Raw genomic sequence first — 22,306 nt, forward strand, 5'->3', positions numbered from 1 at the left:
GGATCAATGCGCCCGATCCGGCGCTCTTGCAGCCCATTCGCGGCTCAGCACGGCATAGACATACTCGTCGCCCCAGACGCAGTTGAAGCGATCGTTCTCGATGAGGTGCGCTTCGCGGCGCATGCCGAGCCGTTCGACGACGCCGACGGAGCCCGCATTCTTCGCATCCAGCCGTGCGAAGATCCGGTGAAAGCCGAATTTTTCGAAGCCGAGGGTGATGATGGCGGCAGCCGCCTCGGTGGCGTAACCCTTGCCGGCATAGGCTGGATTGAACATATAGCCGACCTCGGCCTGCAGAGCCGCCTTGTTTGCAATCTTCAAGCTGACCTGACCGACCAGGGCATTATCCTGACGGCGCACCGCCGCGCAGCGGAGAATATCGCCATCATCGGACAAGCGCGTATTGAAACTCGCATCGAAACGCTCCCGCATCTCCTCTTCCGATGGAGGATCGCTGTAGAGATAACGATAGATCTCCGGCAGCGAGCGATAAGCGCAGTAAGCTTCGAAATCCTCGGGTACAAAGCGACGGAGGATGAGGCGGTCGGTCGATGCAAAAGGTTCCGCGTCGTTTGATATCATCGCGAATCCTCTGGAAGGATACCCGGAAATTCGATCCTCCCGGCCAAAGACCGGAAGGATAATTCAAATCGCAACGCTTATTCGGCGTCGGCGCTCGACAGCGTTTCCAGCGTCGGCATCGAGGTGATGTTGTAGCCGGCATCGACGAAATGGATTTCGCCGGTCACGCCTGCCGACAGGTCGGACAGGAGATAGAGCGACGACGAGCCGACCTGATCGATAGTGACGGACTTGCGAAGCGGCGCGTTGCGCTGGTTCCACGAGAGGATGGCGCGGGCATCGGAAATGCCGGCGCCGGCCAGCGTGCGGATCGGGCCGGCGGAAACCGCGTTGACGCGGATGCCGCGCGGGCCGTAGTCGGCGGCGAGATAGCGGACGGAAGCCTCGAGAGCGGCCTTGGCGACGCCCATGACGTTGTAGTTCGGGATCACGCGCGTCGAGCCGTTATAGGTCAGCGTCAGCATGCTGCCGCCCTCGGTCATCAGATCGGCGGCGCGCTTGGCGATTTCGGTGAAGGAGAAGCAGGAAATCACCATCGTACGGGTGAAATTCTCCCGCGTGGTATTGGCATAGAGCCCTTTAAGCTCGTTCTTGTCGGAAAAGCCGATGGCGTGGACGATGAAGTCCAGCTTGCCCCAGCGCTGCTTGATCGCGTCGAAGACGGAATCGACCGAAGCCAGATCCTCGACATCGCAAGGCAGCAGGAAGTCGGAACCGACTTCGGCTGCGAGCGGCTTCACGCGCTTGCCGAGCGCCTCGCCCTGAAAGGTGAACGCCAGTTCCGCACCTTCGGCTGCAAGCGCCTTCGAAATACCCCAGGCAATCGAGTGATTGTTTGCGACGCCCATGATGAGGCCGCGCTTACCCTGCATGATTCCCATCATTGCCTTATCCGTTGTAGCGCTGGAATACGAGCGTGGCGTTGGTGCCGCCGAAGCCGAAGGAATTCGAAAGAGCAATATCGAACTTGGCGTTGTCGATACGCTTGCGCACGACCGGCACGCCTTCGAATTCCGGATCGAGTTCGGTGATATGAGCGCTTTCGCCGATGAAACGCTCCTGCATCATCAGGATCGAGTAGATCGATTCCTGGACGCCTGCTGCGCCGAGCGAATGGCCCGTCAGCGACTTGGTCGACTGGATCGGCGGAATCCTGTCGCCGAAGACTTCGCGGATCGCGCCGATTTCCTTGCTATCGCCCACCGGCGTCGAGGTGCCGTGAGTGTTGATGTAGTCGATGTCGCCCTTCACGGTGGCAAGCGCCTGGCGCATGCAGCGTACCGCACCCTCGCCCGACGGAGCGACCATGTCGTAACCGTCCGAAGTGGCGCCGTAGCCGATAATTTCGGCATAGATCTTGGCGCCGCGTGCCTTGGCATGCTCAAGCTCTTCCAGAACCAGCACGCCGGCGCCGCCGGCAATGACGAAGCCATCGCGCTTGGCGTCATAGGCGCGCGAGGCGGTTTCCGGGTGGTTCTCGTTGAAGTCGGAAGACATGGCGCCCATGGCGTCGAAGAGGTTCGACATGGTCCAGTCGAGATCCTCGTGGCCGCCGGCGAACATGACGTCCTGCTTGCCCCACTGGATCATCTCGGCGGCATTGCCGATGCAGTGCGCCGAGGTCGAGCAGGCGGACGAAATGGAATAGTTGACGCCGTGGATCTTGAACCATGTCGCAAGCGTTGCCGAGGCGGTCGACGACATCGACTTCGGCACGGCGAACGGGCCGATGCGCTTCGGGCTGTTGTTCTTGCGGGTGATGTCGGCCGCCTCGATCAACGTGCGGGTCGACGGGCCGCCGGAGCCCATGATGATGCCCGTGCGCTCGTTGGTGATGTCACCTTCCTCAAGCCCGCTATCGGCGATCGCCTGCTTCATGGCGACGTGGTTCCAGGCGCCGCCTTGCGACAGGAAGCGCATGGCCCGGCGATCCACCAGGTCGGTCGTATCGATTTTCGGCGCGCCCCAGACCTGGCACTTGAAGCCGTGCTCGGCAAAATCAGAGGAGAAGGAAATACCGGATTTGGCTTCGCGCAGCGAGGCGGTCACTTCTTGAGCATTGTTTCCAATCGAAGAGACAATACCCAGACCCGTAACAACTACCCGTCTCATGTCGATGACCTTTTCTAAAACATCTGTCTTTGTGGAGGCGGCGGTGCCGCGGTTCAGGCAACCTTGTCCTTGGACAGGCCTACGCGCAGGTCTGTCGCCTGATAGATGGTTTCGCCGTCGGCCTTCAGCCAGCCGTCGGCGGTGCCGAGGACGAGACGGCCGCGCATGACGCGCTTGAAGTCGATGCCGTATTCGAGAAGCTTCGTGTCCGGGCGAACCATGCCCTTGAACTTCACTTCGCCTGTCGAAAGCGCCATGCCACGACCGGGCTCGCCGAGCCAGCCGAGGAAGAAGCCGGTCAGCTGCCACATACCGTCGAGGCCGAGGCAGCCCGGCATGATCGGATTGCCGGCGAAATGGCAGGGGAAGTACCAATCATCGGGGCGTACATCGTATTCGGCGCGGATGAAGCCCTTGTCGAAGGCGCCGCCCGTTTCGGAAATTTCAGTAATGCGATGGACCATCAGCATCGGCGGCAGGGGAAGCTGTGCGTTACCCGGGCCGAACAGCTCGCCGCGGCCACAGGACAGGATTTCCTCGTAATTGAAGCTGGATTGTCTCGTCGTCATAAAAATTCCGTTTCCCCCGCATGAATGCCGATGGATGTGAAGCTTTAGTGCAAGATCGACAGAAAATGAAGCGCAACCATCACACTCTCATTCACCCATCCGATCGAACGCATTAGCTCTTATGTGGTGGTCGCATACAGGAACGCCAGAGCCGCTACCAGTGCCAAATGCGGCAAAAGCCCGATTTTTCCGGCTTTTGAGCACCTTCCCACCCCATTGAAACTATTGAAAGCAATCAAGGCAAAAGTTATATGGCTTAGTAAAGAATTATAGAGATCAGGAATCCGGAGTCCCTGAATGGCGGAAGAAGCCGAAATCGCGATAGAGAGCAGGCTGCGCAATGTGGGCCTGAGGCCGACCAGGCAGCGGATCGCACTCGGTGATCTTCTCTTCGCCAAAGGCGATCGCCATCTGACCGTGGAAGAGCTTCACGAAGAAGCTGTCGCTGCCGGCGTTCCGGTATCGCTCGCCACCGTCTACAATACGCTGCATCAATTCACCGAAGCCGGCCTGATCCGCGTGCTCGCCGTCGAGAGCACCAAGACCTATTTCGACACCAACGTCTCCGATCACCATCACTTTTTCGTGGAAGGCCACAACGAAGTGCTGGATATCCCGATCAGCAACCTGACGATCGACAATCTGCCGGAGCCGCCGAAGGGCATGGAAATTGCCCATGTCGACGTGGTGATCCGTCTGCGCCGCAAGCAGCGGTAAGTTGTGGGCAATAGGCAATGGAATTGTCTTCCAGCCATTTGCTGTTACCCACTGCCTAATTCCTACCGCCTCCAGCTACATCACATCGTCCGGATGACGACCCGGCTTATGATGATAGGTCGGGAAGGTCCAACCGAACCAGAGTGCGCCGCCGCGCACCGCAAAGGCTGCGATCACGCCCAATCCCGCAGAAGCGTAAAGCGGCAGCATGGTCGCATTGGCGGCAGTGAAGACACCGGCGCCGACGAGCGAGGCCGTGACATATATCTCCGGCCTCAGCAGCACGGAGGGCTCGTTTGCCAGCAGATCGCGCAGGATGCCGCCGAACGTCGCCGTCAGCGCGCCTGTGACGATGGCGACGGTCGGCGAACCCGTCGCCGCCATGCCCTTGGCCGCCCCCATCACGCAATAGGCTGACAGCCCGACGGCATCGAGCCAGATGAGCAGCCGATAGCGCGATTCGAAGAGGTGCGCGGTAAAGAAGACCAGCACGCCGACCACGGCACAGATGACGATATAGGTCGGGTTCAGTACCCAGAAGACCGGTACCCGGCCGAGAACGATATCGCGCAGCGTGCCGCCGCCGATGCCGGTGACGGCCGCCAGAAACAGGAAGCCGATCAGATCGAGCTGCTTGCGCGAGGCCGCGAGCGCGCCGGTCGCGGCAAAAAGAGCGACGCCGGCATAATCAAGAAACGAGAGAAGCGACATCGAAAACTCCAACGGGAGGTCGGCGATTTTTCCGAAATGAATCATGACGGCAAGGGTCGCGCAAGCAGGCGCGTGCAAAGATGTCGCAGCGGCTGCGGCTGTTATGGTGGCCGAGGCGACGCTTCGAAGAGGAATCCCCCCGTGAAATCCCTGTTGATCGTGATTTTCAATCTCGTCGCACTCGTCATGATGCCCGTCGTCGCCGAGGCGCAGCAAGCGATCCTGCAGGACCCCGTGGCCTATGAGAAGGATCACTTTACCAAGAGCTGCGACGGCCAGGTGAGCTTCGGCGATCATTTCGCCACCCAGCAGGACATCAACAACGACAAACTGATGGATATCGTCGTCAACGAGGGCGAGATCACCTGCAAGGGCGAAAAAGGTCCCTACTGCACCGACGAGGGTTGCCCCTATAATTTCTACGTCCAGGTTGCCGAGGGTGGTTATCTGCTGATCGCCACCGCGCAGATCTACGGCTATGATTTCATCCAGCGCTTCGGCAACATGGTGCTGGTCATGAAAATGCATCCGCGCTTCTGCGACCGCAAGGATGGCGAAGCCGTCTGCGAAATCACCGTCAGGGTGCGCGGCGTCAAATTCGTCACGATCTCGAAGAAATAAGCGATATCAGGAAAAGACGGACAGCCAGTCACGGTCCGGACACGTGGTTACGGTCCGGGCACGTCGTCACGGCCCGGGATAGAGCGCCGAGGTGCGGCCGACGGCGTAGTAGCCGACCAGACCGACCCACTCACGCAGGCCTGTCGCCAATAGTTGCGCATTACGCGAGGGCTGGGTGAAATCGAAGCCGAGGCTTTCCTTGCCGGTGCTGCGATAATCGACTGGCCAGGGCACGACATCAATGCCCTGTTTGCGGAAGATGCCCATCGAGCGGGGCATATGGAAGCCGGACGTAATCAGCAGGCAATTGGAAAGGCCGTTCTGCGCCAGCAGCTCCTTCGTGTTGACCGCATTCTCGAAAGTGGTGCGCGAGGTCTTGTCCTCGACCATGCGGCTTGTGGGAATGCCGAGCGCCGTGAAGAAGCGCTCGGAAATCACGGCATCGCCCTCATAGGTGCCGCCGATCGAGCCATCGCCGCCCGAGATCACGATGCGCGCCTGCGGGTATTTCTGCGCCAGACGCAGCGCCTCGATCAGGCGATCGCCGGCCGAATCAAGCTCGTAGCCGCCGCGCGCCGTCGTCACCTCGTTTTGCGTCGCACCGCCGAGAACGATCATGCATTTGAGATCGGCGGGATCGGCCGTCGGATGCGGAAAGCGCTCTTCCAGCGTTTGAACGACATAGGCACCGGCTGTCGTATAGAGCGAAACGAACAGGATCAGCACCGATAGGAGCGACGAGATGATGGTGGTGGCGCGCCAGCGCAGCAGGACGGCGATGAATGCCAGAAGGACGAAGAGAAAGGCCAGCGACAGCGGCTGACCGAAAATCCAGACAAGTTTCGAAAAAACGAACACGGCATATCCTTACGCTTGTCGGCAAAACGATTCGTTTTCCTCCCTAGCAGATTTTTGTGCACCGCAATGTGGCTATTTCGCCCGTCGCGCCGCGGGAGCCGCCATCGTCAGCCGCTGGCTGAAGCGGCGCTGCAGCGGGCGAGGGATGAAAAGAGTAACCAGCGCCAGCGCCAGCGCGACCATCGAAACCAGCCAGAGCGCTCGGGCACCAAGGGTATTGGCGAGAAGCGCGCCGATGATGGCGCCCGATATCATGCCGCTCCAGGGCACGATCTGCACCCGCCAGGCAAAATCCCGATCGCCCAGAAGAAACCGGCCGATGCCGCGGCCGAATCGCGAGAGCGCGCCGGTGACGTAAGTCAGGCCGATGGGCAGGCCTTCGATATGCTCGACCGTGGCGTTGACCATGCCCATAGCGAGCACCACCAGATAAAACTGCACCAGAATCAGCGATGGCGCGGTAAAGCCCGCGGCCGCGGCCAGAAGGATGCTAACACAGGCAAGCACGACAAAAGCCCGCCGATCCGCCGCATGGGCAACGACGATACCGAGTGCATTGCCGGCAATGAAGGTCAGTATGGCTGAGAACAGCACCGCCGCATGACCAAAATCCCCCGTCCCCAGCGCAATCGCCGCCCGCGTCGTATTGCCGGTCATGAAGGACACGAAATTCCCCGTCAGCATCAGCCCGACGGCGTCGGTCATGCCGGCGAGAAAGGCGATCGAGGCAACGAGCAAGAGCCCCGTCACGGTACGGCGGGTCTTGATGAGACGACGGCGGCGCTGTCTGGTCATGGGCGATTCGGGGTGGGTTAAGGAGGGTTGGAGGCTAGCATGAAATTGGGGGATGCGGAGGATGGATCAAATCATCTCTAAACAGAAGATGAGCAGCACCTATGAGAGCAGCCTCTTCTTTGCAAATGCTCTGCCTGAGTGGGATTTCAGATAAGTCTCAAACTCCAATGCCCGATACTTGTCCGGGAATGCCGAGTACCAAAGGAGGATCCAGGGCGTGAATTTCGCGGTATGAGTCGACTTACCGGCATTGTGGTCGGCGAGCCGCTGTTTAAGGTCCGAGGTCGATCCGGTATATTGCTGGTCAGGAAAATTTACGCTTTGAAGGATGTAAACGTACCACATCCGCATCTCGATCGATTGGCATCCGGTGATTCGAACGCAAATTCTATAAGCAATCGAGCTTGCCTTGGTATCTGCAAATGTTTTGAGAAGATTTCAGCCCGTCGTCGCCCTGCGGGCTTTGCCGGGCACTGCTTCGGCCTAACGGTTTCCCGCGGCTACACCACGCGAAGCCCGTAGGGGACGTTGGTTGCAGAGTAGGCGCAGCGAACTGAAGGAAACATGACGGACCCGTTAATGTGAAGTTCATCCTTGATGCAAGGCCTTAGTGGCGGCTGCCAGCCGGCTGCAAGCAGAAGGATCGAGCGGCATAACCAAGGCTCGATGCTTCAGTTTTGGCACCTGACAACGATCACGTTGACGCCCCATTTACCGCCCGCGCTATCCGATTTCATGTAGCCTCCGTTGCCATTTGGTTTGAGGCCCTTGTCGGCGCAAATCTCCAAAGCCAGTTTTTGAATATCCTCGGCGTTGGCAGAGTGGCCAATATGACGGAAGAAGTCATTGCGAGGGCATTTGCCAGAGCTATCTACGTCCGCATTGCACACGATGAATTCGGAGATAACCGGTGTGATCAGCGGCGGAGCGGGAGGCGTCTGAGCAGCTACGGATGGACTTGTGGGGGGAGGATTCCCCTCTTTTTGTATAGCAAGCGCGGACACGGAGGCGAACAAAACAGCTATAACAAGAACGGTTATCGTAATTTGCCATTGACGCTGCTCTTTTATCCGAAGCTGCTGAATGACGATTTCCAGCTTTTTGGATGGTGGTAACGATGAAATGTCAACACTGACGTATTCTTGCGCAACCCGTAGAGCCTCCAAACGATCTGCCGTCGGAACGGTTGCGAGGTTAGAGCGAATTCCTTTGAGGCGATACCGGTAGGCCTGAACAATCACTGCAATAACAAACGCAACCAGAGACAAGCCGCTAGTTATCAACGGGACTGCCTGGAACATTTTTTGCTCCCTCCTTGAAACAAGCAAAGCCTGCGTCAGCAAACTAAAGATGTCGAGACTTTTGAGTAGATCCTTTCCACTCTGGAATTCGAACACCGGGTGACCGGGCGCGGCGATTTTCAATAGCTCTACGTGGCGCGTCCTTTGAGGACTTCCATCTCTCTCTTGAGAAACTCGATATGGGTTTGGGCTTCATGGATCAGCGCGGCCTTTATATCTTCGCCGTCGCGTACAATTCTTATTCTGTCATCAGCGAGATCCGCGATCAGCTTCGACAATTGGTCAAACTCATGAGTGAGATCAGAGGTCATGTGGCACCGTTCCGTGATCATTGTCAGGGCGGCATTTTCGATCGCCGATTACTTGTTCTTGAACTCTTTGATGATCTCGTCGCGGATTGCAAAAGGATTAAGTTGCACGCCTAAAATTGTTGAGCAGTTCGGGCAAATTAAAGTCACAGTCCTATAGGTAAATCCATTACCGAACTGAGGTCGCGCTGACGACGCCTCGTAATATAGCTCTTGCGGAATATGATCGCATTTCGGGCATTTGCCGGTATTCAGCATCTATTCCTCCAAAGGTTAATCCATGCCAGTTTTGAAAACGCGCGGCATGAGAAAAGACAAGGGTCGGCAAAAATATTATATAAACGATCTGCTGCTGCTTGTTCTGGATGCGAACGCTATCCGCGCAATGGCGTTGAGACCAATTTTCTGATGTCTTCCACGGCCCGCTCTGCGCCTGCGATCGAGTTTATGGTTGCTGAACAGATCGGTTCATGAATGCCATAAGCGCCCAAATACAGACATCGTCGGACTTTCCGGCAACTCGGCATTCAAGCAAAGAAGCTCTGACCTCGGATTCGCACTGCTTCTGGTGAACCTCAGCATCGGCTAGTGCCTGTTGGCCGGTGTGATCCTTCTCTCCGGCAATAGGGTGTCCCCTTAAACAATCAATCAAAGCCTTGTCTGTGGAGCTGTCATAATCCGACATCATGCCGGCAACAGTTAAATTGCAAGGGAGAAAAAGGAAAAAGCATGCAATCGCCATTGCCATTCGCTGCATGTGATATTCCTAGATAATGTTTGAATCCGATACCAAACGCGACGGGCGAAGTGAATAATCATTGCCCGGACACGGGCGAATGTCGATGCCGAGATTTCGCCTAAGCGGCGAGTCCATAGATCCGGATTTTGATTTCGTCTCACTGTTTAGTCGTGCCGCATATAGCTCTTTTTGCCCTCATGGGTCATGCAGAAGCGGCCACCGCGAGGACCGGTGCAGTATTTACCACTGTCACACGAACAGTCGCCGGTCTCGGTCGGCGCCATTTCAGTCGCCCCTGAACCCATCAGGCCTGCGGCCATCCCGAGGCCACCGGTATAGGCTGGGCAGGATTTCTTGCTACCGCTTACCGATCCGTCGTTGCAAACAAAAGTGTTGCCCTGGCAATGGTTGATGCCACCCTTGTGGCCGCTGCAGGGGGTGTTCTGTGCCCATAACGATGCCGGTACCACAAAGAATGCTGCAGCCAGAACGATAGCCAGTTTTTCCATTGCTCCTCCCATGGATGAAAGGACAATGCTTCGGATGGCGGTATTAAGCAAGAATGATCGAAGGTGAGTCTGTTGCGGTAGATAATCTCTACATTTCTCGCATTGGTGGATGTAGTCTGATCGGCTAACATAAGTTCCCGACGACTGCAGGAGAAGCACATGTCAGACCGCGGCACCATCGAAGAGCAGATCCACGATGCCAAGTATGGAATGTCTATCTTGGTGACCTGTCTTGTGCAGGAGCTGGAAGCGATCCATCCAGGCTTTACGGAAAAATATGAGGAACGGCTTAGCCGAGCCTATTATGCGATACGTGAGCGGGAAACGAAGGCTATGGACGCCATGGAGTTGATCTCTTGGACCAGAGAACTCCTAACAGGCTTTAGCATGACTACCGGTCAGGGAAAGCCTTTCCTGCAAGATTAGGGCATACGGTTACGAGCGCAGGCGAAAAGTTTGCGTTTGGTCTAATGGGCATTGGCATGCGCAAGCTTGAGGAATGGGAACAGGACTTTAACAGCGTTGGCTGGTTCATTCCGGCCTATATTCAGATGGGGCCTTTGGCATCGTTGGCGGCCGCAATTCGCGCCTCAAATGGCGGCTTCAGCCAGGATGAACTTGAACACCGTATGGCCGCTCTCTACGAGCCGATCGGCGTCGCCGCTATGGTCTGTGAACGATATCCGCTCACTCCCGTTATCAACGAATACCGGCAATCAATTGCCGAGGCCGTTGCGGCTCACTTTGCGGGACTCCACCATGTTGCTGTCGCCGGCTTAATTCCTGTGATCGAGGGCGCCGGTCGAGAGATCCTGAACATGAGGGGAGAAGGGTCTCCCGATCTCGGAGTGCGCAAAGTGTTTACAACACTTGCAGCAAATTGCCTGACAGAGGTCCGCCAGAAGCAAATGGGAGACGTGGACGAAGTCGAGTCTATGTTTGCCGCGTTCGAAAATTTTACGCGAGATTATGTCTATAAAGATTCAGCACTTTACAGTCTGGCAGACAAAACGAACAGACACGGCATCACCCATGGTGCCTATCGTGATGCTGACTACGGCCGACCGTTGAATTTCTATAAGATAATCTCGGCGGTCGACTTCCTCACGTTCATATCGTCTTTCAGAGCAAATCTCTCATGGCTTGCGCCGGCCCCAACGCCAGCGTCCCTGAAGCTAGCTGCCTTCTACAAGGAGCTCGCCCGAAAGAACGTTTTCGACGGCTTCATCTAAACCCCGAGCTGGAACGGAACTACGCGGGCGGTAGTAAGACCGAGGCATTTTCCGTACGAGTCGGACTGCGGACTCTTTTATGGAAATTTGTCAATACTTGTTGTGTAAAATGTCAAAGTAAAGCACTATGTAAATGCTTTCCGTTGCGTACGATTCGACGCAGGATGTCGATCGGCAAGGAGACGTATCATGGTCGAATACAAAGATCCGATCCCCACTCAGGCTTCGAAGGCTAGTGTTGCTGCCTTTGCGGAGGCGATTGCAAATTCGGTTGCCTATCAATACGGCGAACCGATTGAATTGATCGTATCAAAGGTCGGCGGAGCCATTTCTTATTTGAATCCGATTGGAGAATCCAAGCCGGAATCCATAAGAGTTGAGCCTACGAAGGCGTTCACAATCTATCTGCCTTCTATGACATCGGCTAGCCGCGATCGTTTCACAATAGCTCATGAACTCGGTCATCTATTTCTGCATTTCCCCCTCGTTCAGAAGCAATTCCCTGAGAGTGGGATGCGCGCGTATCGGTGGGTGGATGACAGCAATGCTGCTTTGCAGCGGTGCGAGTGGGAGGCGAACTGGTTTGCCGCCGCTTTTGTTATGCCAGAGGCTCCCTTCCGGGAGGTCTACGGCAAAGGTGGAGTGGCGATGGCAAGTTCGCTGTTCGGCGTCAGCGAAAAGGCTGCTGAGATCCGCGTGAAGAGCCTGGGGATTCCGTGACAGAAAAGTGTCCTGAGTATCGTGTCAGGCTCTTTATGTCCGTCGACCTGGTTGGCTCGACTGCGTACAAATCGTCATTCCTCGATAAGCAAGCCAAAACACAGCAGGCAAACTTTGGCTGGGTAACCAGGTTCAAGTTGTTCTATCAGCGTTTTCCTGAGGTTCTATCTGCTGCCTATAGGGTTGCGGAGACCAATCATCAGGAACTAGCCGGCGTCGACCAACCGAAGATTTGGAAAACAATCGGTGACGAGATTATCTTCTGTTGCCGGGTCCGAAGCGTGGACCATGTGGCATGCTGTGTTTCAGCGTTTTTGAAAGCGCTCGAGGCGTACGGACAGAGCCTTGAAGCTGACGCCATCCCTCTTGATGTGAAGGGGTCCGGCTGGTTGGCTGCGTTCCCAGCTGAGAATATAAGCATCGAAATCTATGACGGGAATGTTGCCGCAACGAATAAGAACGAAGACTATCCGACCGAGGATTTCGAACGGCAGGCCGACGAAGCTCCCCACAAATTCGACTTTCTAGGTACTGGAATTGATGCAGGCTTTCGCATTGCAAAGAATTCGGCAACGGACCGATTTACGATTTCCGTCGGTCTAGCCCACGCTCTCGCGAATGCGGCCCAAAACAATATGTTCGGCGGCCAGTTCCGATATCACGGTCGGGAGTCGCTAAAAGGGGTCGCGCGTGGGCACCCTTACCCCGTAATTTCGATAGAGACGGAACGCAACGCGCATAAGCGAAAGCTCGCGGCACGGGAAATGTTGCTCTCTGGCGACCAATTTGCCCCGCCGGTCGCACTTTTTGACTACCTTCACGATTTCCTCGAAGAAGAAGGGATCGACGTTCCAAGCTTACCGCTCCATCCAACCGGAGAGATGATTCCACCGCCGCCTTCATACGATCAATACAAAGCGATTTGGCAGGTCAACGTTAAAGAAACGAGTGAAAGACAGGAAGGCATTCAGGATGCTGAGAAATCCGGCAACGAGGGTGGATCGGAGATATCACAGGACGTTCTTGATTATACCAGCCAGGCTCTCTTGCGCTTGAAGTTCGCCGTAGACCCGTCGATCGGCAAGGGGAAGCGCCCGAAAAGATCTCGTGCGAAGTCAGATTAGGCTTTTACAATCGGAATTCCGGGGCCGGATGACCCTGGAAATTGAAAACCCATTACCGTAACAGAATTGATAATCGATAGGACGAGCTCCGTGACGTGACGTTGAAGTTGCAGCAGAAACGCTTCGTCAATCCGGGTATCGAAAGCTCCGTCCTTTTTCGCAAAATAGCGCAATTCGGAAAATCCATTCGCGTCTGGCGGCATCCATGCGCCGTGACAGATGGCGTTCCTAATTTTCGACGCGTCTCTCAGATGCGCCACGAGGTCGTCGAGATTCTTAAATTGCGCATCAGGATGCGCTCGCACTGCCGCTGCATATTTGTCGATTAAGGGATTGAGAGTGTCGGAAAGAGTTTGCTCGAGACCGGGTATCCACTTCTCGAACGCTCCTTCAATCTCCTCGGGAGAATAGCGTCTGGTACCGGTAAAGGCGAAGATTGCTCTCGCGAGAGTATCTTCCAGCTGTCCGAATGTCGCCACTGTTCTTCCCAACCATTCCCAGAATGATGGTGAATGAAAGTGCGTTGGAAAGCGCGCCGGTAAATTGGCGGCATCTACTCGGAAGGCATCGTTCCGTTTTTCATTCATAGCTTTCCGCACGGCTTTTCGGCCAAAATCGACAATCCTTCTTGTAGGTTTCAGGAAGCCATGATGATCGGCTTCAGAATTCCGGAAAGTCAAAGGTTATCGGCAGCCGGGGCCAACGCCAAAGAGCTATCAAGCGGCTAGTGAGGTCAATCGAGCGGATACGCGAGCGAAGATATAGAGGCGAGGATGCGCGACTGTCCCGTTTACTCGTTCGATGACCGCACTCACCCTGCCCTCCTGAATCCACTTCTGAAACGCCGCGCACTGAAACTTGTTAATGTAGCCGACCTTCTTTGCATGGGCGAACACCATCACGGCGCTCGGATCCCACTGATTTTCAGGCTCCGGAATCAACTCCACAGCCTCACCGACCGCGCGAGTCAATTCGCACGGATAGTGCCTGTGGCCAGCTACCTCGATCATCAACTCCCGTGCCTCTTCTGTGTCGTCTAACGGATCGACAAGCGCGAACCCGTCTGCTGGCAGCTTTGCCTCCGTGATACCCAGCAATGCAAAGTCTGAAAAATCGGCGCTTTCGCTGATTCGAAAATGGCTGATGTACTTATCGAAGTCGGCACGATTCCGCGGAGGTAGACGACGTAGGAAGGCATCGAGCACACCGTCAGTATGATGGAGCTTCGTCGGGTTGAAGGCCGGATATTGCGCATATCCGATCGATCGCACTTCGGCTAGAGACTTCCCGTTCAGGCGAAGGAACTCGTCCTCCGAGAAATAAGTGAATGATGGCCGCGAATCTGCCTTCAGTTCGCCAACGGCGAACCGTGTCCTAGTCTTTGAATCGTCAAGTGTCTGCCAAGTTAACAGCAGTCGATCAGGTTCAACGATATGTTCGATCTGGTTAGGCATTATCCGCACACAAATGGGTTAGTAGCTCGCGACGACGAATCAGAAGGGTCCGTAAAAAGTTCGCACGCACAGCACTAAACTCAACTGGGGACTCAAAGTTTCGACACCAACCGAGCACGTCGTCGATCAGGTCATTGTTGAATGGAATCATAAATTCCTCGGCGACGCCAGCGGGATTATAATTTTCAAAGAAAGAGGAGCAGAGAGCCATATGTCGCTCCCCTTTCAGAGATCCGTCCCAGGCACAGTGGTGCCGTCCTCTACGAATATAAGCATCAAGGTCCTGAAACCTAGAGAGCTGCTCATCACTTTCGCCATAGCTGAGGCTGGATCCATTGTCGAACAACGGTGCCATCGTATAATTGTAACTGTTCCCAGTCGCAGCCAGCGCGAGCAAACCCCAGTTGTCCGGATGCCTGTCGACGTTGCCGATAATCGCATCGAACAAAAACGCCTTTGCCCACCATTCTTTGTAGTTCGAGATTCCAAGGCTCCTGGCAATGGTGAGATTAGCGCGAACGGCGTGTGGGCGTCCGCGTCTGCGGTCGTAGTTGCTCGACATCCAAGCATGTATGAAGTCGCTTCCGGGAATGAACCGCAGAGGTGGTTCGCCCTGATAGCCGTAGAAGAACTCCACCAGCACACCGGTCTGCTCCTCCGCACTGTCATAAGCCATGAAGCAAGGCGGCACTTGGACGTCGAGGCCACGTGACATCTCGTAAGCGATCAACTCCGACCAGATCTGACGCTCTTGCCACCCCGTAGGCATCTTAAAGAGATACTTATGGTTCGGGAGGAGAAACGGTGGCAGACCATGACCAGGGGAGATCAGGAGCTTCTTCGGCTGCTTACCTTCAGGATAGTAAGGGTTGTCGGGGTCGATCTCCCAACCGGAGATGTCCACGATTTGGTCCGAATTCTGACGCGGTCGATGTGCGATACCCACGGAATTCGCCCCTTTAAGATCCCTATTAAATTGAGGATCAATCCGTTTCGCGCTTCCCCGGCGCTTCCCCAACGAAAGACTGCCAATTTCGACGGATAAATCAGCTATTCAAGCCTTTGATTTTACAGCTGAAAATTGGTGGAGCTAAGCGGGATCGAACCGCTGACCTCTTGCATGCCATGCAAGCGCTCTCCCAGCTGAGCTATAGCCCCATCAAGATGGTGCCGTTTTACCGGCCCTGGGTCCCTTCCGAGCGCTTCGCCCATCGGGGTGGCGGCTTATTACTTGTGGTTTTCACAGATAGCAAGCCGAAAAATTCGGCCCGGGAAACTTTTCTTGTTCACCGGGCCGACTTGTCCGTGGATCAGACGTCGTCTTCGTCGCCGGTGACGCCGATGATGTCGCTCATGTCGTCATCGTCTTCATCTTCGTCGGCTTCGAGGAAGGTATCGTCGTCATCGTCGCCGATTTCGACGTCGTCATCGCCCATGTCCGGAATGTCGTCGCCGCTCGCGGCTTCGTCGGCATCTTCGAGCGACACCAGTTCGACTTCGGTGTTTTCGGTATCGACTTCGGCCACTTCGTCTTCTTCCGGAGCTTCCTTCGAAGCAGAGGTTTCTTCAAAGAAGGACAAGGGCCAGGACTTGCCGGTATAGGGCGAGACCACCGGGTCCCGGTTCAGGTCGTAGAACTTCTTGCCGGTATCGGGGTCGGTACGTTTTGTTCCAAGTTCCGCTTTCGCCACTGTCAAAGCCTCATGAATGGCCGAATGAAAATTCGGCAATGCCGGGGAAGCCGGCGTTTTAAGGGAAATATCAGCCGGTCCCCTTAATCGTTGCGGCCGTTTCTGTCAAAGCTAAAGTTCATGCCGCTTTGCACACGGTTTTCATGCATTGCGCCGCCGGCCTTTGCCAACGAGCCGTTGCGAAGTCGACCAGATCGGATCCGAGGCCATCCCCGCGATGCTTTTGTGTTTTTTTGCTATGATGACAAGATTGGGCGCGACGATCGAAACCAGGGACTGATAGACCGCGCCATAGGCCATGCGAAAGCCTTGCCTTGCAGGGCCTTCAGTGATGGCAGCAATAACGGACCGAAGCCATGTATCAGCCTCCCCATCATCGCGAAGACGATCTTAGCACGCAGCACCAGCTGATCCGCGCCCATCCGCTGGGAATGCTCATTACGGCCGGAGCCGGCGGGCTGATTGCCAACGCCGTGCCGTTTCACCTGAATGCGGAGCTTTCGCCGAAGGGCACGCTGCAGGCGCATGTGGCCAAGGCAAACGGGCAGTGGAAGGAGATTGCGGCGGGTGCGCCTGTCCTCGTCGTTTTCCAGGGCGCGGATACCTATATCACGCCCTCCTGGTACGCGACGAAACGGGAAACCGGCAAGGTGGTGCCGACCTGGAACTATGCGATCGTGCAGGTGCGCGGAGCCGCGCGAACGATCGAGGACCCCGCCTGGCTGCGCGCGCAGATCGGCGCGCTGACGGGCGAAAATGAGAGCGACCGCGCTCAGCCATGGGCCGTGGAGGATGCGCCGCCGGACTTCATCGCAGCTCAGATGAAAGGCATCGTCGGTATCGAAATCGAAATCGAGACGATTGACGGCAAATGGAAGGTAAGCCAGAACCGGCCGCTGGCTGACCGACAGGGCGTCGCCGACGGCCTCGGAGCGATCGATCGCACCGAGGCAGCGGAAATGGCCGATCTGGTGCGTCGCTACAGCAAATAACGAGAGACCGGCTAGGGACAGAGAAGACATGATCATCGCCATCGACGGACCAGCGGCCGCCGGCAAGGGAACTCTGGCACGTCGGATCGCCGAGGCCTATGGCTATCATCACCTCGATACCGGCCTCACCTACCGCGCGACCGCCAAGGCGCTGCTCGATGCCGGATCGCCACTCGATGACGAAACCGTTGCCGAAGGTATGGCGCGCAAGGTCGACCTGGCTGGGCTCGACCGGACCGTTCTGTCCCAACACGACATCGGCGAGGCCGCCTCGAAGATCGCCGTCATGCCGGCAGTGCGCCGGGCTCTGGTCGAAGCGCAGCGCCGCTTTTCCGAGAAGACGCCGGGCGCCGTGCTCGATGGCCGCGACATCGGCACCGTCGTCTGCCCGCAGGCGCCGGTGAAGTTTTACGTCACCGCCTCGGCCGAGGTTCGCGCCAAGCGGCGTTACGACGAGATCATCGAGGCCGGCGGCAGCGCCGACTACGACGCCATTTTCGAAGATGTGAAGCGGCGCGACGAACGCGATATGGGCCGCACCGACAGCCCTTTGAAACCGGCTGAAGACGCATACTTGCTAGATACCTCAGAAATGAGTATAGAAGCGGCGTTTCAGAAGGCTAAATCGATCATCGACGCCGCTCTGAGCCGAAATGCCTGAAAATATGAGCGGCTTTCGCGCGCCCCGCGCCGGAAACCGTCGATTTCAAAATAGCCTGACATTCCGTCCAAGCGCCGGATAGCTTCCCGAAAAGGAGGCGGACTGGGGTCAGGCCCGTTTAACGCGAACCACCGGCGCGTCAGTGTCCAGATCGCATGATCAGGACACGCCAGGAGATTTTATGTCTGTAACTTCCCCCTCTCGCGAAGATTTCGCGGCCCTTCTCGAAGAATCCTTTGCCAAGAACGATCTGGCTGAAGGCTATGTCACCAAGGGCATCATCACCGCCATCGAAAAGGATGTCGCTGTTGTGGACGTCGGCCTCAAGGTCGAAGGCCGCATCGCGCTGAAGGAATTCGGTGCGCGCGCCAAGGACGGCACGCTCAAGGTTGGCGATGAAGTCGAAGTCTACGTCGAGCGCATCGAAAACGCACTTGGCGAAGCTGTTCTGTCGCGCGAAAAGGCTCGCCGCGAAGAAAGCTGGATCAAGCTCGAAGCCAAGTTCGAAGCTGGCGAGCGCGTTGAAGGCGTCATCTTCAATCAGGTCAAGGGCGGCTTCACCGTCGATCTCGACGGCGCTATCGCCTTCCTGCCGCGTTCGCAGGTCGACATCCGTCCGATCCGCGACGTTACCCCGCTGATGCATAACCCGCAGCCCTTCGAAATCCTCAAGATGGACAAGCGCCGCGGCAACATCGTCGTTTCGCGTCGCACGGTTCTGGAAGAGTCCCGTGCCGAGCAGCGTTCTGAAATCGTTCAGAACCTCGAAGAAGGCCAGGTTGTTGACGGCGTCGTCAAGAACATCACCGATTACGGTGCGTTCGTTGACCTCGGCGGCATCGACGGCCTGCTGCACGTCACCGACATGGCATGGCGCCGTGTGAACCATCCGTCGGAAATCCTGTCCATCGGCCAGCAGGTCAAGGTACAGATCATCCGCATCAACCAGGAAACCCACCGCATCTCGCTCGGCATGAAGCAGCTCGAGAGCGATCCGTGGGATGGCATCCAGGCCAAGTATCCGGAAGGCAAGAAGATTTCCGGTACCGTCACGAACATCACCGACTACGGTGCGTTCGTCGAGCTGGAGCCGGGCATCGAAGGCCTCATCCACATCTCGGAAATGTCCTGGACCAAGAAGAACGTTCACCCCGGCAAGATCCTGTCCACGAGCCAGGAAGTCGAAGTTGTCGTTCTCGAAGTCGATCCGACCAAGCGTCGTATCTCGCTCGGCCTGAAGCAGACGCTGGAAAACCCGTGGGCAGCATTCGCCCGCAACCATCCGGCTGGCACCGAAGTCGAAGGCGAAGTCAAGAACAAGACCGAATTCGGCCTGTTCATCGGCCTCGACGGCGATGTGGACGGCATGGTTCACCTCTCCGACCTCGACTGGAACCGTCCGGGCGAGCAGGTCATCGAAGAGTACAACAAGGGTGACGTGGTCAAGGCCGTCGTTCTCGACGTCGACGTCGAGAAGGAACGCATCTCGCTCGGCATCAAGCAGCTCGGCAAGGACGCAGTCGGCGAAGCAGCCGCTTCCGGCGACCTGCGCAAGAATGCAGTCGTTTCCTGCGAAGTCATCGCAGTCAACGACGGCGGCATCGAAGTGAAGCTCGTCAGCCACGAAGACATCACCTCGTTCATCCGCCGCGCCGATCTGTCGCGTGACCGTGACGAGCAGCGCCCTGAGCGTTTCTCGGTTGGTCAGGTTGTCGACGCTCGCGTCACCAACTTCTCCAAGAAGGACCGCAAGATCATGCTGTCCATCAAGGCTTTGGAAATCGCAGAAGAGAAGGAAGCCGTTGCTCAGTTCGGTTCGTCCGACTCGGGCGCTTCGCTCGGCGACATCCTGGGTGCGGCTCTGAAGAACCGCAACGCCGAATAATCTTCGGTCGAAGCCTGGAAACAAAAGACCCGCCGGAGTGATCCGGCGGGTTTTTCTTATGTCCGTCATGCAGCATCCACGCCGCCTGTCCGTTGCGAGGTCGCCTATTCCCAGGCCACCATGCGCCGATAGAAATCGAAGGCGTGGTCGTGCAGGGGATCGCGCAAAGGCTGGGGCAAGGCAACGAGTTCCGGCCTGACATTATTGTCCCCAGCGGAGGTCGGACCGGCTTCCGCTTCGTCGGATGCTTCGCCCTCTGCTTGTGCTGACGATTCCTCCGCATGAGCCTGCTCTTCATCCTGGCCTTGCGGGGTTTCCTCGTCCTGAGCTTGTCCGCCCTCCTCATCGCCGACGGGATCGACGCGATTGAGCAATTTCGATTCGCTGTTCTTGCCGGGGGCGTCGAGCGGCAGATAATTCGCCACGACGAAGGGAACGCCGAGCGGCAGGGGCGCCGATATCGTTGCCTGCTCCGCAGCCTCATACACCGCCATCGGCGTTACGGACGACGTCTGCAACGGCGGCTTGCCGGAAGCTAGGGCAAGGGCACCTGATGTTTCAGGTTCTTCCGCCAATGACACCGGCATGGCCGCCAACGAAACCGGGCTCTTGGGGCCTTCATTGGCGGCCGGCGGCTGCGCGGACGATGCCTGCGCCGCGGTATTGCCGGTCAGCGCCTGAGCGATGATCTTCTCGATGGAGGAAGAGGGATTGCTGATGATTTGCAGAAGATCGGCATCGGTCGCCATTGCCGGCGGGCTGATGACGACCTGCAGGCCCTGTTTGATATCGGCTTCTATCTGCTGGATGTCGCGCGGCACCGGCGGTGGCGTCAGCGGCGACCGGATCAATGCGACTTCGGTCGGAAGTTCAGCCTCGGCGGCGATCGCCGTCAACAGCACGCCTGCGGTCAGATCATCGACAAGAGACGCAAGCATGGAAGGAGAGGCTGCGACAGCAATGCTGCCAGCAGGCGCGGCTTGCGGGACGATGATGGCTCCATTTTGCGCGACTGTCTGTGCTTGGGCCGTCTGCGCCAAAGTGGCCTGACCAACGGCCGGCGCCGATGGAGATTGAGCGAGGGAACCCGGTTGCGACGGCTGCTGTGCCGAGGGTGCCGGCTGTGCGGCAGGCTGGGCCGTGGCTGGCGTGGTCGTCGTAGGCGTAGGCGCGGGTATAGCGGAAGCCGGTTCTTCCGCAGCCGCAAGCGCCGTTGCCAGGGCGGCCAGATCGGCCGCTTTCTGCAGCGGCGCCGATGTCGGTGCCTGGGTGGCCGGCGTTTCCACCTCGCCGGCATTCTGCCCATAGGAATTGACGACCGCCTTCAGCACGGCGTCCGGCTCGACGGTCGATGCCTGCTCAAGGCTGAGAGCCAGCTGCACCGCCTGCGGGCTTTCAGGGTCCTCCAAAGCCGCTGCCAGAAGCGGCAACGGCACCGGCGTCCTCATCTGCGCGTCCAGCCGTTGTTGCGCAACGGCGAGCTGCGGCGGGGTCAGGCTGCGGATTGCGGCGGCAACGCGCTGCGCATAGGCGGTATTGCTCTCACCCGGCTCTCGGGAAACATTCACCACCTTGCTGGCGGCATCGATCGCGGAGAGCAGGCTGTCGAGCATGCGCTCGCGGGCCGCGACCAGCAGCATGTTCAGCTTGCCTTCGACGCTGGCATTAACGGTGCTCGACAGAACAGCGAGTGGCGTTGCCGTCGTCTGAAGCCCGGAGGTCTCAGCCGTTGCGGCAATCGGCTTCTCAATGGACACACCCACAGCGGACACGGCACCAACGGGAAGCAACATGACATGCTCCTTTGTCTGGCAAGGCGACGATGGAAGCGGGAGGGCAGGTTCAATCCAGGACCGCTCATGCGGCCGGTAACATTTCCTAGCGCCGGATGACCGAAGTGGCGAGGCGCGAACGCGCAGAACTGGAAATCATCCGCAAAATAGCAGTCGAATCCTTAACAGATCACTAAATAAGAGGGCCGATGCCACTTCCGCGACGCCGGCCCCTGGATTTCGCCCTGCAAGCGAAGCAATCAGCTATGTGCGAAGATATCCGCCTCTTCCCAGCCGAGAAGGTCGAGCTTGGCCCGCGTCGGCAGAAAGGCGAAGCAGTCATCCGCATAGTCCATACGGCCATCGCGCAACAGGCGTTGCGTCAGCTTTTCGCGCAGCGCATGCAGATAAAGCACGTCGGAGGCAGCATATTCGAGCTGCGCCGGCGAAAGCGTTTCCGCCGCCCAGTCGGATGACTGCTGTGCCTTGGAAATATCGACGTCGAGCATTTCCTTGAGATTGTCCTTCAGGCCATGGCGGTCGGTATAGGTACGGCAGAGGCGCGAGGCGATCTTGGTGCAGAAGACCGGCGTCGTGGTGACGCCGAACGTATGGAACAGGACGGCGATGTCGAAGCGGCCGTAATGAAAGATCTTCTGGTGCGTCGGGTCGGCGAGCATGGCGACGAGATTGGGCGCCTGCTTCTGGCCGGCGGCGATGCGGATGACGTCAGCCGTACCGTCGCCCGGCGAAAGCTGCACGAGGCAAAGCCGGTCGCGGCGTGGAACGAGACCGAGGGTTTCGGTGTCTATGGCTATGGCGCCGGTGTAGCGGGCGGCATCTTCGGCAGAAATATCGCCTTCGTGATAACGGATGGTGGCGGCCATGAGATTCTCCCGGCTCGGTCTTCAGAATTCGATTTTCGTCCGTTCTATAGAACAGACAGGATGAGA

Annotated in this window: 27 protein-coding genes and 1 tRNA gene; 9 read left to right on the forward strand and 19 right to left on the reverse strand. The window is 57.4% G+C overall.

The window, feature by feature from the left end; genetic code table 11:
* Nucleotides 1-3: 3 nt before the first annotated feature.
* The 4 genes from AC13Q5_RS33745 to fabA form a co-directional block, all read right to left on the reverse strand.
* Nucleotides 4-582 (reverse strand): GNAT family N-acetyltransferase, encoded by a 579-nt coding sequence (locus AC13Q5_RS33745; RefSeq protein WP_488504747.1) that lies wholly within the window; start codon nucleotides 580-582, stop codon nucleotides 4-6.
* A gap of 77 nt (nucleotides 583-659) precedes the next feature.
* Nucleotides 660-1,466 carry an enoyl-ACP reductase FabI gene (gene fabI, locus AC13Q5_RS33750; RefSeq protein WP_488504748.1) on the reverse strand — a complete coding sequence of 269 codons (807 nt, stop codon included), beginning with the start codon at nucleotides 1,464-1,466 and terminating at the stop codon, nucleotides 660-662.
* Nucleotides 1,467-1,470: 4 nt separating this feature from the next.
* A complete protein-coding gene (fabB, locus tag AC13Q5_RS33755; RefSeq protein WP_488504749.1) occupies nucleotides 1,471-2,694 on the reverse strand; it encodes a beta-ketoacyl-ACP synthase I in 1,224 nt (407 codons plus the stop codon).
* A 53-nt stretch (nucleotides 2,695-2,747) separates the two neighbouring features.
* Nucleotides 2,748-3,263 carry a 3-hydroxyacyl-[acyl-carrier-protein] dehydratase FabA gene (gene fabA, locus AC13Q5_RS33760; RefSeq protein WP_047635773.1) on the reverse strand — a complete coding sequence of 172 codons (516 nt, stop codon included), beginning with the start codon at nucleotides 3,261-3,263 and terminating at the stop codon, nucleotides 2,748-2,750.
* Nucleotides 3,264-3,560: 297 nt separating this feature from the next.
* Between fabA and irrA the strand changes: the two genes are divergently transcribed.
* Entirely contained in the window at nucleotides 3,561-3,980 is a 420-nt protein-coding gene (irrA, locus tag AC13Q5_RS33765) for an iron response transcriptional regulator IrrA (protein ID WP_075856753.1), read from the forward strand.
* A 75-nt stretch (nucleotides 3,981-4,055) separates the two neighbouring features.
* Here irrA and AC13Q5_RS33770 read toward each other — a convergent pair whose 3' ends face one another.
* Entirely contained in the window at nucleotides 4,056-4,691 is a 636-nt protein-coding gene (locus AC13Q5_RS33770; RefSeq protein WP_075856751.1) for a trimeric intracellular cation channel family protein, read from the reverse strand.
* A gap of 141 nt (nucleotides 4,692-4,832) precedes the next feature.
* Here AC13Q5_RS33770 and AC13Q5_RS33775 point away from each other — a divergent pair, with 141 nt between their 5' ends.
* On the forward strand, nucleotides 4,833-5,312 hold the full coding sequence (locus AC13Q5_RS33775) for a hypothetical protein (RefSeq protein WP_488504750.1): 480 nt from the start codon (nucleotides 4,833-4,835) through the stop codon (nucleotides 5,310-5,312).
* 66 nt (nucleotides 5,313-5,378) lie between these two features.
* Here AC13Q5_RS33775 and AC13Q5_RS33780 read toward each other — a convergent pair whose 3' ends face one another.
* From AC13Q5_RS33780 to AC13Q5_RS33810, 7 genes are all read right to left on the reverse strand, one after another.
* A complete protein-coding gene (locus AC13Q5_RS33780) occupies nucleotides 5,379-6,170 on the reverse strand; it encodes a YdcF family protein (protein WP_488504751.1) in 792 nt (263 codons plus the stop codon).
* A 72-nt stretch (nucleotides 6,171-6,242) separates the two neighbouring features.
* Nucleotides 6,243-6,965, reverse strand: coding sequence for a YoaK family protein (locus AC13Q5_RS33785; protein ID WP_457878110.1), 723 nt, complete (start codon nucleotides 6,963-6,965; stop codon nucleotides 6,243-6,245).
* 99 nt (nucleotides 6,966-7,064) lie between these two features.
* Nucleotides 7,065-7,310, reverse strand: a complete 246-nt coding sequence (locus AC13Q5_RS33790; RefSeq protein ID WP_075856747.1) for a GIY-YIG nuclease family protein — start codon at nucleotides 7,308-7,310, stop codon at nucleotides 7,065-7,067.
* A 326-nt stretch (nucleotides 7,311-7,636) separates the two neighbouring features.
* Nucleotides 7,637-8,389 (reverse strand): hypothetical protein, encoded by a 753-nt coding sequence (locus tag AC13Q5_RS33795; RefSeq protein WP_488504752.1) that lies wholly within the window; start codon nucleotides 8,387-8,389, stop codon nucleotides 7,637-7,639.
* Between the two features lie 5 nt (nucleotides 8,390-8,394).
* Nucleotides 8,395-8,577 carry a hypothetical protein gene (locus AC13Q5_RS33800; RefSeq protein ID WP_488504753.1) on the reverse strand — a complete coding sequence of 61 codons (183 nt, stop codon included), beginning with the start codon at nucleotides 8,575-8,577 and terminating at the stop codon, nucleotides 8,395-8,397.
* 442 nt (nucleotides 8,578-9,019) lie between these two features.
* On the reverse strand, nucleotides 9,020-9,331 hold the full coding sequence (locus tag AC13Q5_RS33805; RefSeq protein ID WP_488504754.1) for a hypothetical protein: 312 nt from the start codon (nucleotides 9,329-9,331) through the stop codon (nucleotides 9,020-9,022).
* Between the two features lie 146 nt (nucleotides 9,332-9,477).
* Complete coding sequence (locus AC13Q5_RS33810; protein WP_488504755.1) at nucleotides 9,478-9,822, reverse strand: YdcA family protein; 345 nt, start codon at nucleotides 9,820-9,822, stop codon at nucleotides 9,478-9,480.
* Nucleotides 9,823-9,981: 159 nt separating this feature from the next.
* Here AC13Q5_RS33810 and AC13Q5_RS33815 point away from each other — a divergent pair, with 159 nt between their 5' ends.
* The 4 genes from AC13Q5_RS33815 (at nucleotide 9,982) to AC13Q5_RS33830 (ending at nucleotide 12,898) form a co-directional block, all read left to right on the forward strand.
* On the forward strand, nucleotides 9,982-10,248 hold the full coding sequence (locus AC13Q5_RS33815; protein WP_488504756.1) for a hypothetical protein: 267 nt from the start codon (nucleotides 9,982-9,984) through the stop codon (nucleotides 10,246-10,248).
* Between the two features lie 56 nt (nucleotides 10,249-10,304).
* Nucleotides 10,305-11,054 (forward strand): hypothetical protein, encoded by a 750-nt coding sequence (locus tag AC13Q5_RS33820; protein ID WP_488504757.1) that lies wholly within the window; start codon nucleotides 10,305-10,307, stop codon nucleotides 11,052-11,054.
* Nucleotides 11,055-11,243: 189 nt separating this feature from the next.
* The gene (locus AC13Q5_RS33825) at nucleotides 11,244-11,774 is read left to right on the forward strand and encodes an ImmA/IrrE family metallo-endopeptidase (protein ID WP_488504758.1); all 531 of its coding nucleotides are present in this window, start codon (nucleotides 11,244-11,246) and stop codon (nucleotides 11,772-11,774) included.
* A 35-nt stretch (nucleotides 11,775-11,809) separates the two neighbouring features.
* A complete protein-coding gene (locus AC13Q5_RS33830) occupies nucleotides 11,810-12,898 on the forward strand; it encodes a hypothetical protein (protein ID WP_488504759.1) in 1,089 nt (362 codons plus the stop codon).
* Here AC13Q5_RS33830 and AC13Q5_RS33835 read toward each other — a convergent pair.
* The 5 genes from AC13Q5_RS33835 to AC13Q5_RS33855 all read right to left on the reverse strand — a co-directional run bounded on the left by AC13Q5_RS33835 (nucleotide 12,895) and on the right by AC13Q5_RS33855 (nucleotide 16,043).
* A complete protein-coding gene (locus AC13Q5_RS33835) occupies nucleotides 12,895-13,578 on the reverse strand; it encodes a hypothetical protein (RefSeq protein ID WP_488504760.1) in 684 nt (227 codons plus the stop codon). The genes AC13Q5_RS33830 and AC13Q5_RS33835 overlap by 4 nt on opposite strands.
* A gap of 36 nt (nucleotides 13,579-13,614) precedes the next feature.
* Complete coding sequence (locus AC13Q5_RS33840) at nucleotides 13,615-14,352, reverse strand: HIRAN domain-containing protein (RefSeq protein ID WP_488504761.1); 738 nt, start codon at nucleotides 14,350-14,352, stop codon at nucleotides 13,615-13,617.
* Nucleotides 14,345-15,256, reverse strand: coding sequence for a HipA domain-containing protein (locus AC13Q5_RS33845; protein WP_488504762.1), 912 nt, complete (start codon nucleotides 15,254-15,256; stop codon nucleotides 14,345-14,347). Before AC13Q5_RS33845 ends, AC13Q5_RS33840 begins: the two co-directional genes overlap by 8 nt.
* A 178-nt stretch (nucleotides 15,257-15,434) precedes the next feature.
* Nucleotides 15,435-15,510 (reverse strand) — tRNA-Ala (locus AC13Q5_RS33850).
* A 152-nt stretch (nucleotides 15,511-15,662) separates the two neighbouring features.
* The gene (locus tag AC13Q5_RS33855; protein ID WP_075856746.1) at nucleotides 15,663-16,043 is read right to left on the reverse strand and encodes a TIGR02300 family protein; all 381 of its coding nucleotides are present in this window, start codon (nucleotides 16,041-16,043) and stop codon (nucleotides 15,663-15,665) included.
* Nucleotides 16,044-16,399: 356 nt separating this feature from the next.
* Here AC13Q5_RS33855 and AC13Q5_RS33860 point away from each other — a divergent pair, with 356 nt between their 5' ends.
* The 3 genes from AC13Q5_RS33860 (at nucleotide 16,400) to rpsA (ending at nucleotide 19,581) form a co-directional block, all read left to right on the forward strand.
* Entirely contained in the window at nucleotides 16,400-17,035 is a 636-nt protein-coding gene (locus AC13Q5_RS33860) for an FMN-binding negative transcriptional regulator (RefSeq protein ID WP_488504763.1), read from the forward strand.
* A gap of 28 nt (nucleotides 17,036-17,063) precedes the next feature.
* Entirely contained in the window at nucleotides 17,064-17,696 is a 633-nt protein-coding gene (gene cmk / locus AC13Q5_RS33865; protein ID WP_488504764.1) for a (d)CMP kinase, read from the forward strand.
* A gap of 181 nt (nucleotides 17,697-17,877) precedes the next feature.
* A complete protein-coding gene (gene rpsA, locus AC13Q5_RS33870) occupies nucleotides 17,878-19,581 on the forward strand; it encodes a 30S ribosomal protein S1 (protein WP_075856743.1) in 1,704 nt (567 codons plus the stop codon).
* A gap of 104 nt (nucleotides 19,582-19,685) precedes the next feature.
* Here the strand turns inward: rpsA and AC13Q5_RS33875 are convergent, their stop codons facing one another.
* Together AC13Q5_RS33875 and AC13Q5_RS33880 are read right to left on the reverse strand one after the other, a co-directional pair.
* A complete protein-coding gene (locus AC13Q5_RS33875) occupies nucleotides 19,686-21,374 on the reverse strand; it encodes a hypothetical protein (protein WP_488504765.1) in 1,689 nt (562 codons plus the stop codon).
* A 239-nt stretch (nucleotides 21,375-21,613) separates the two neighbouring features.
* The gene (locus AC13Q5_RS33880) at nucleotides 21,614-22,240 is read right to left on the reverse strand and encodes a ribonuclease D (protein ID WP_075856741.1); all 627 of its coding nucleotides are present in this window, start codon (nucleotides 22,238-22,240) and stop codon (nucleotides 21,614-21,616) included.
* Nucleotides 22,241-22,306: the final 66 nt, after the last annotated feature.

It is taken from the genome of Martinezella sp. CNPSo 3964 (genome assembly GCF_057784375.1).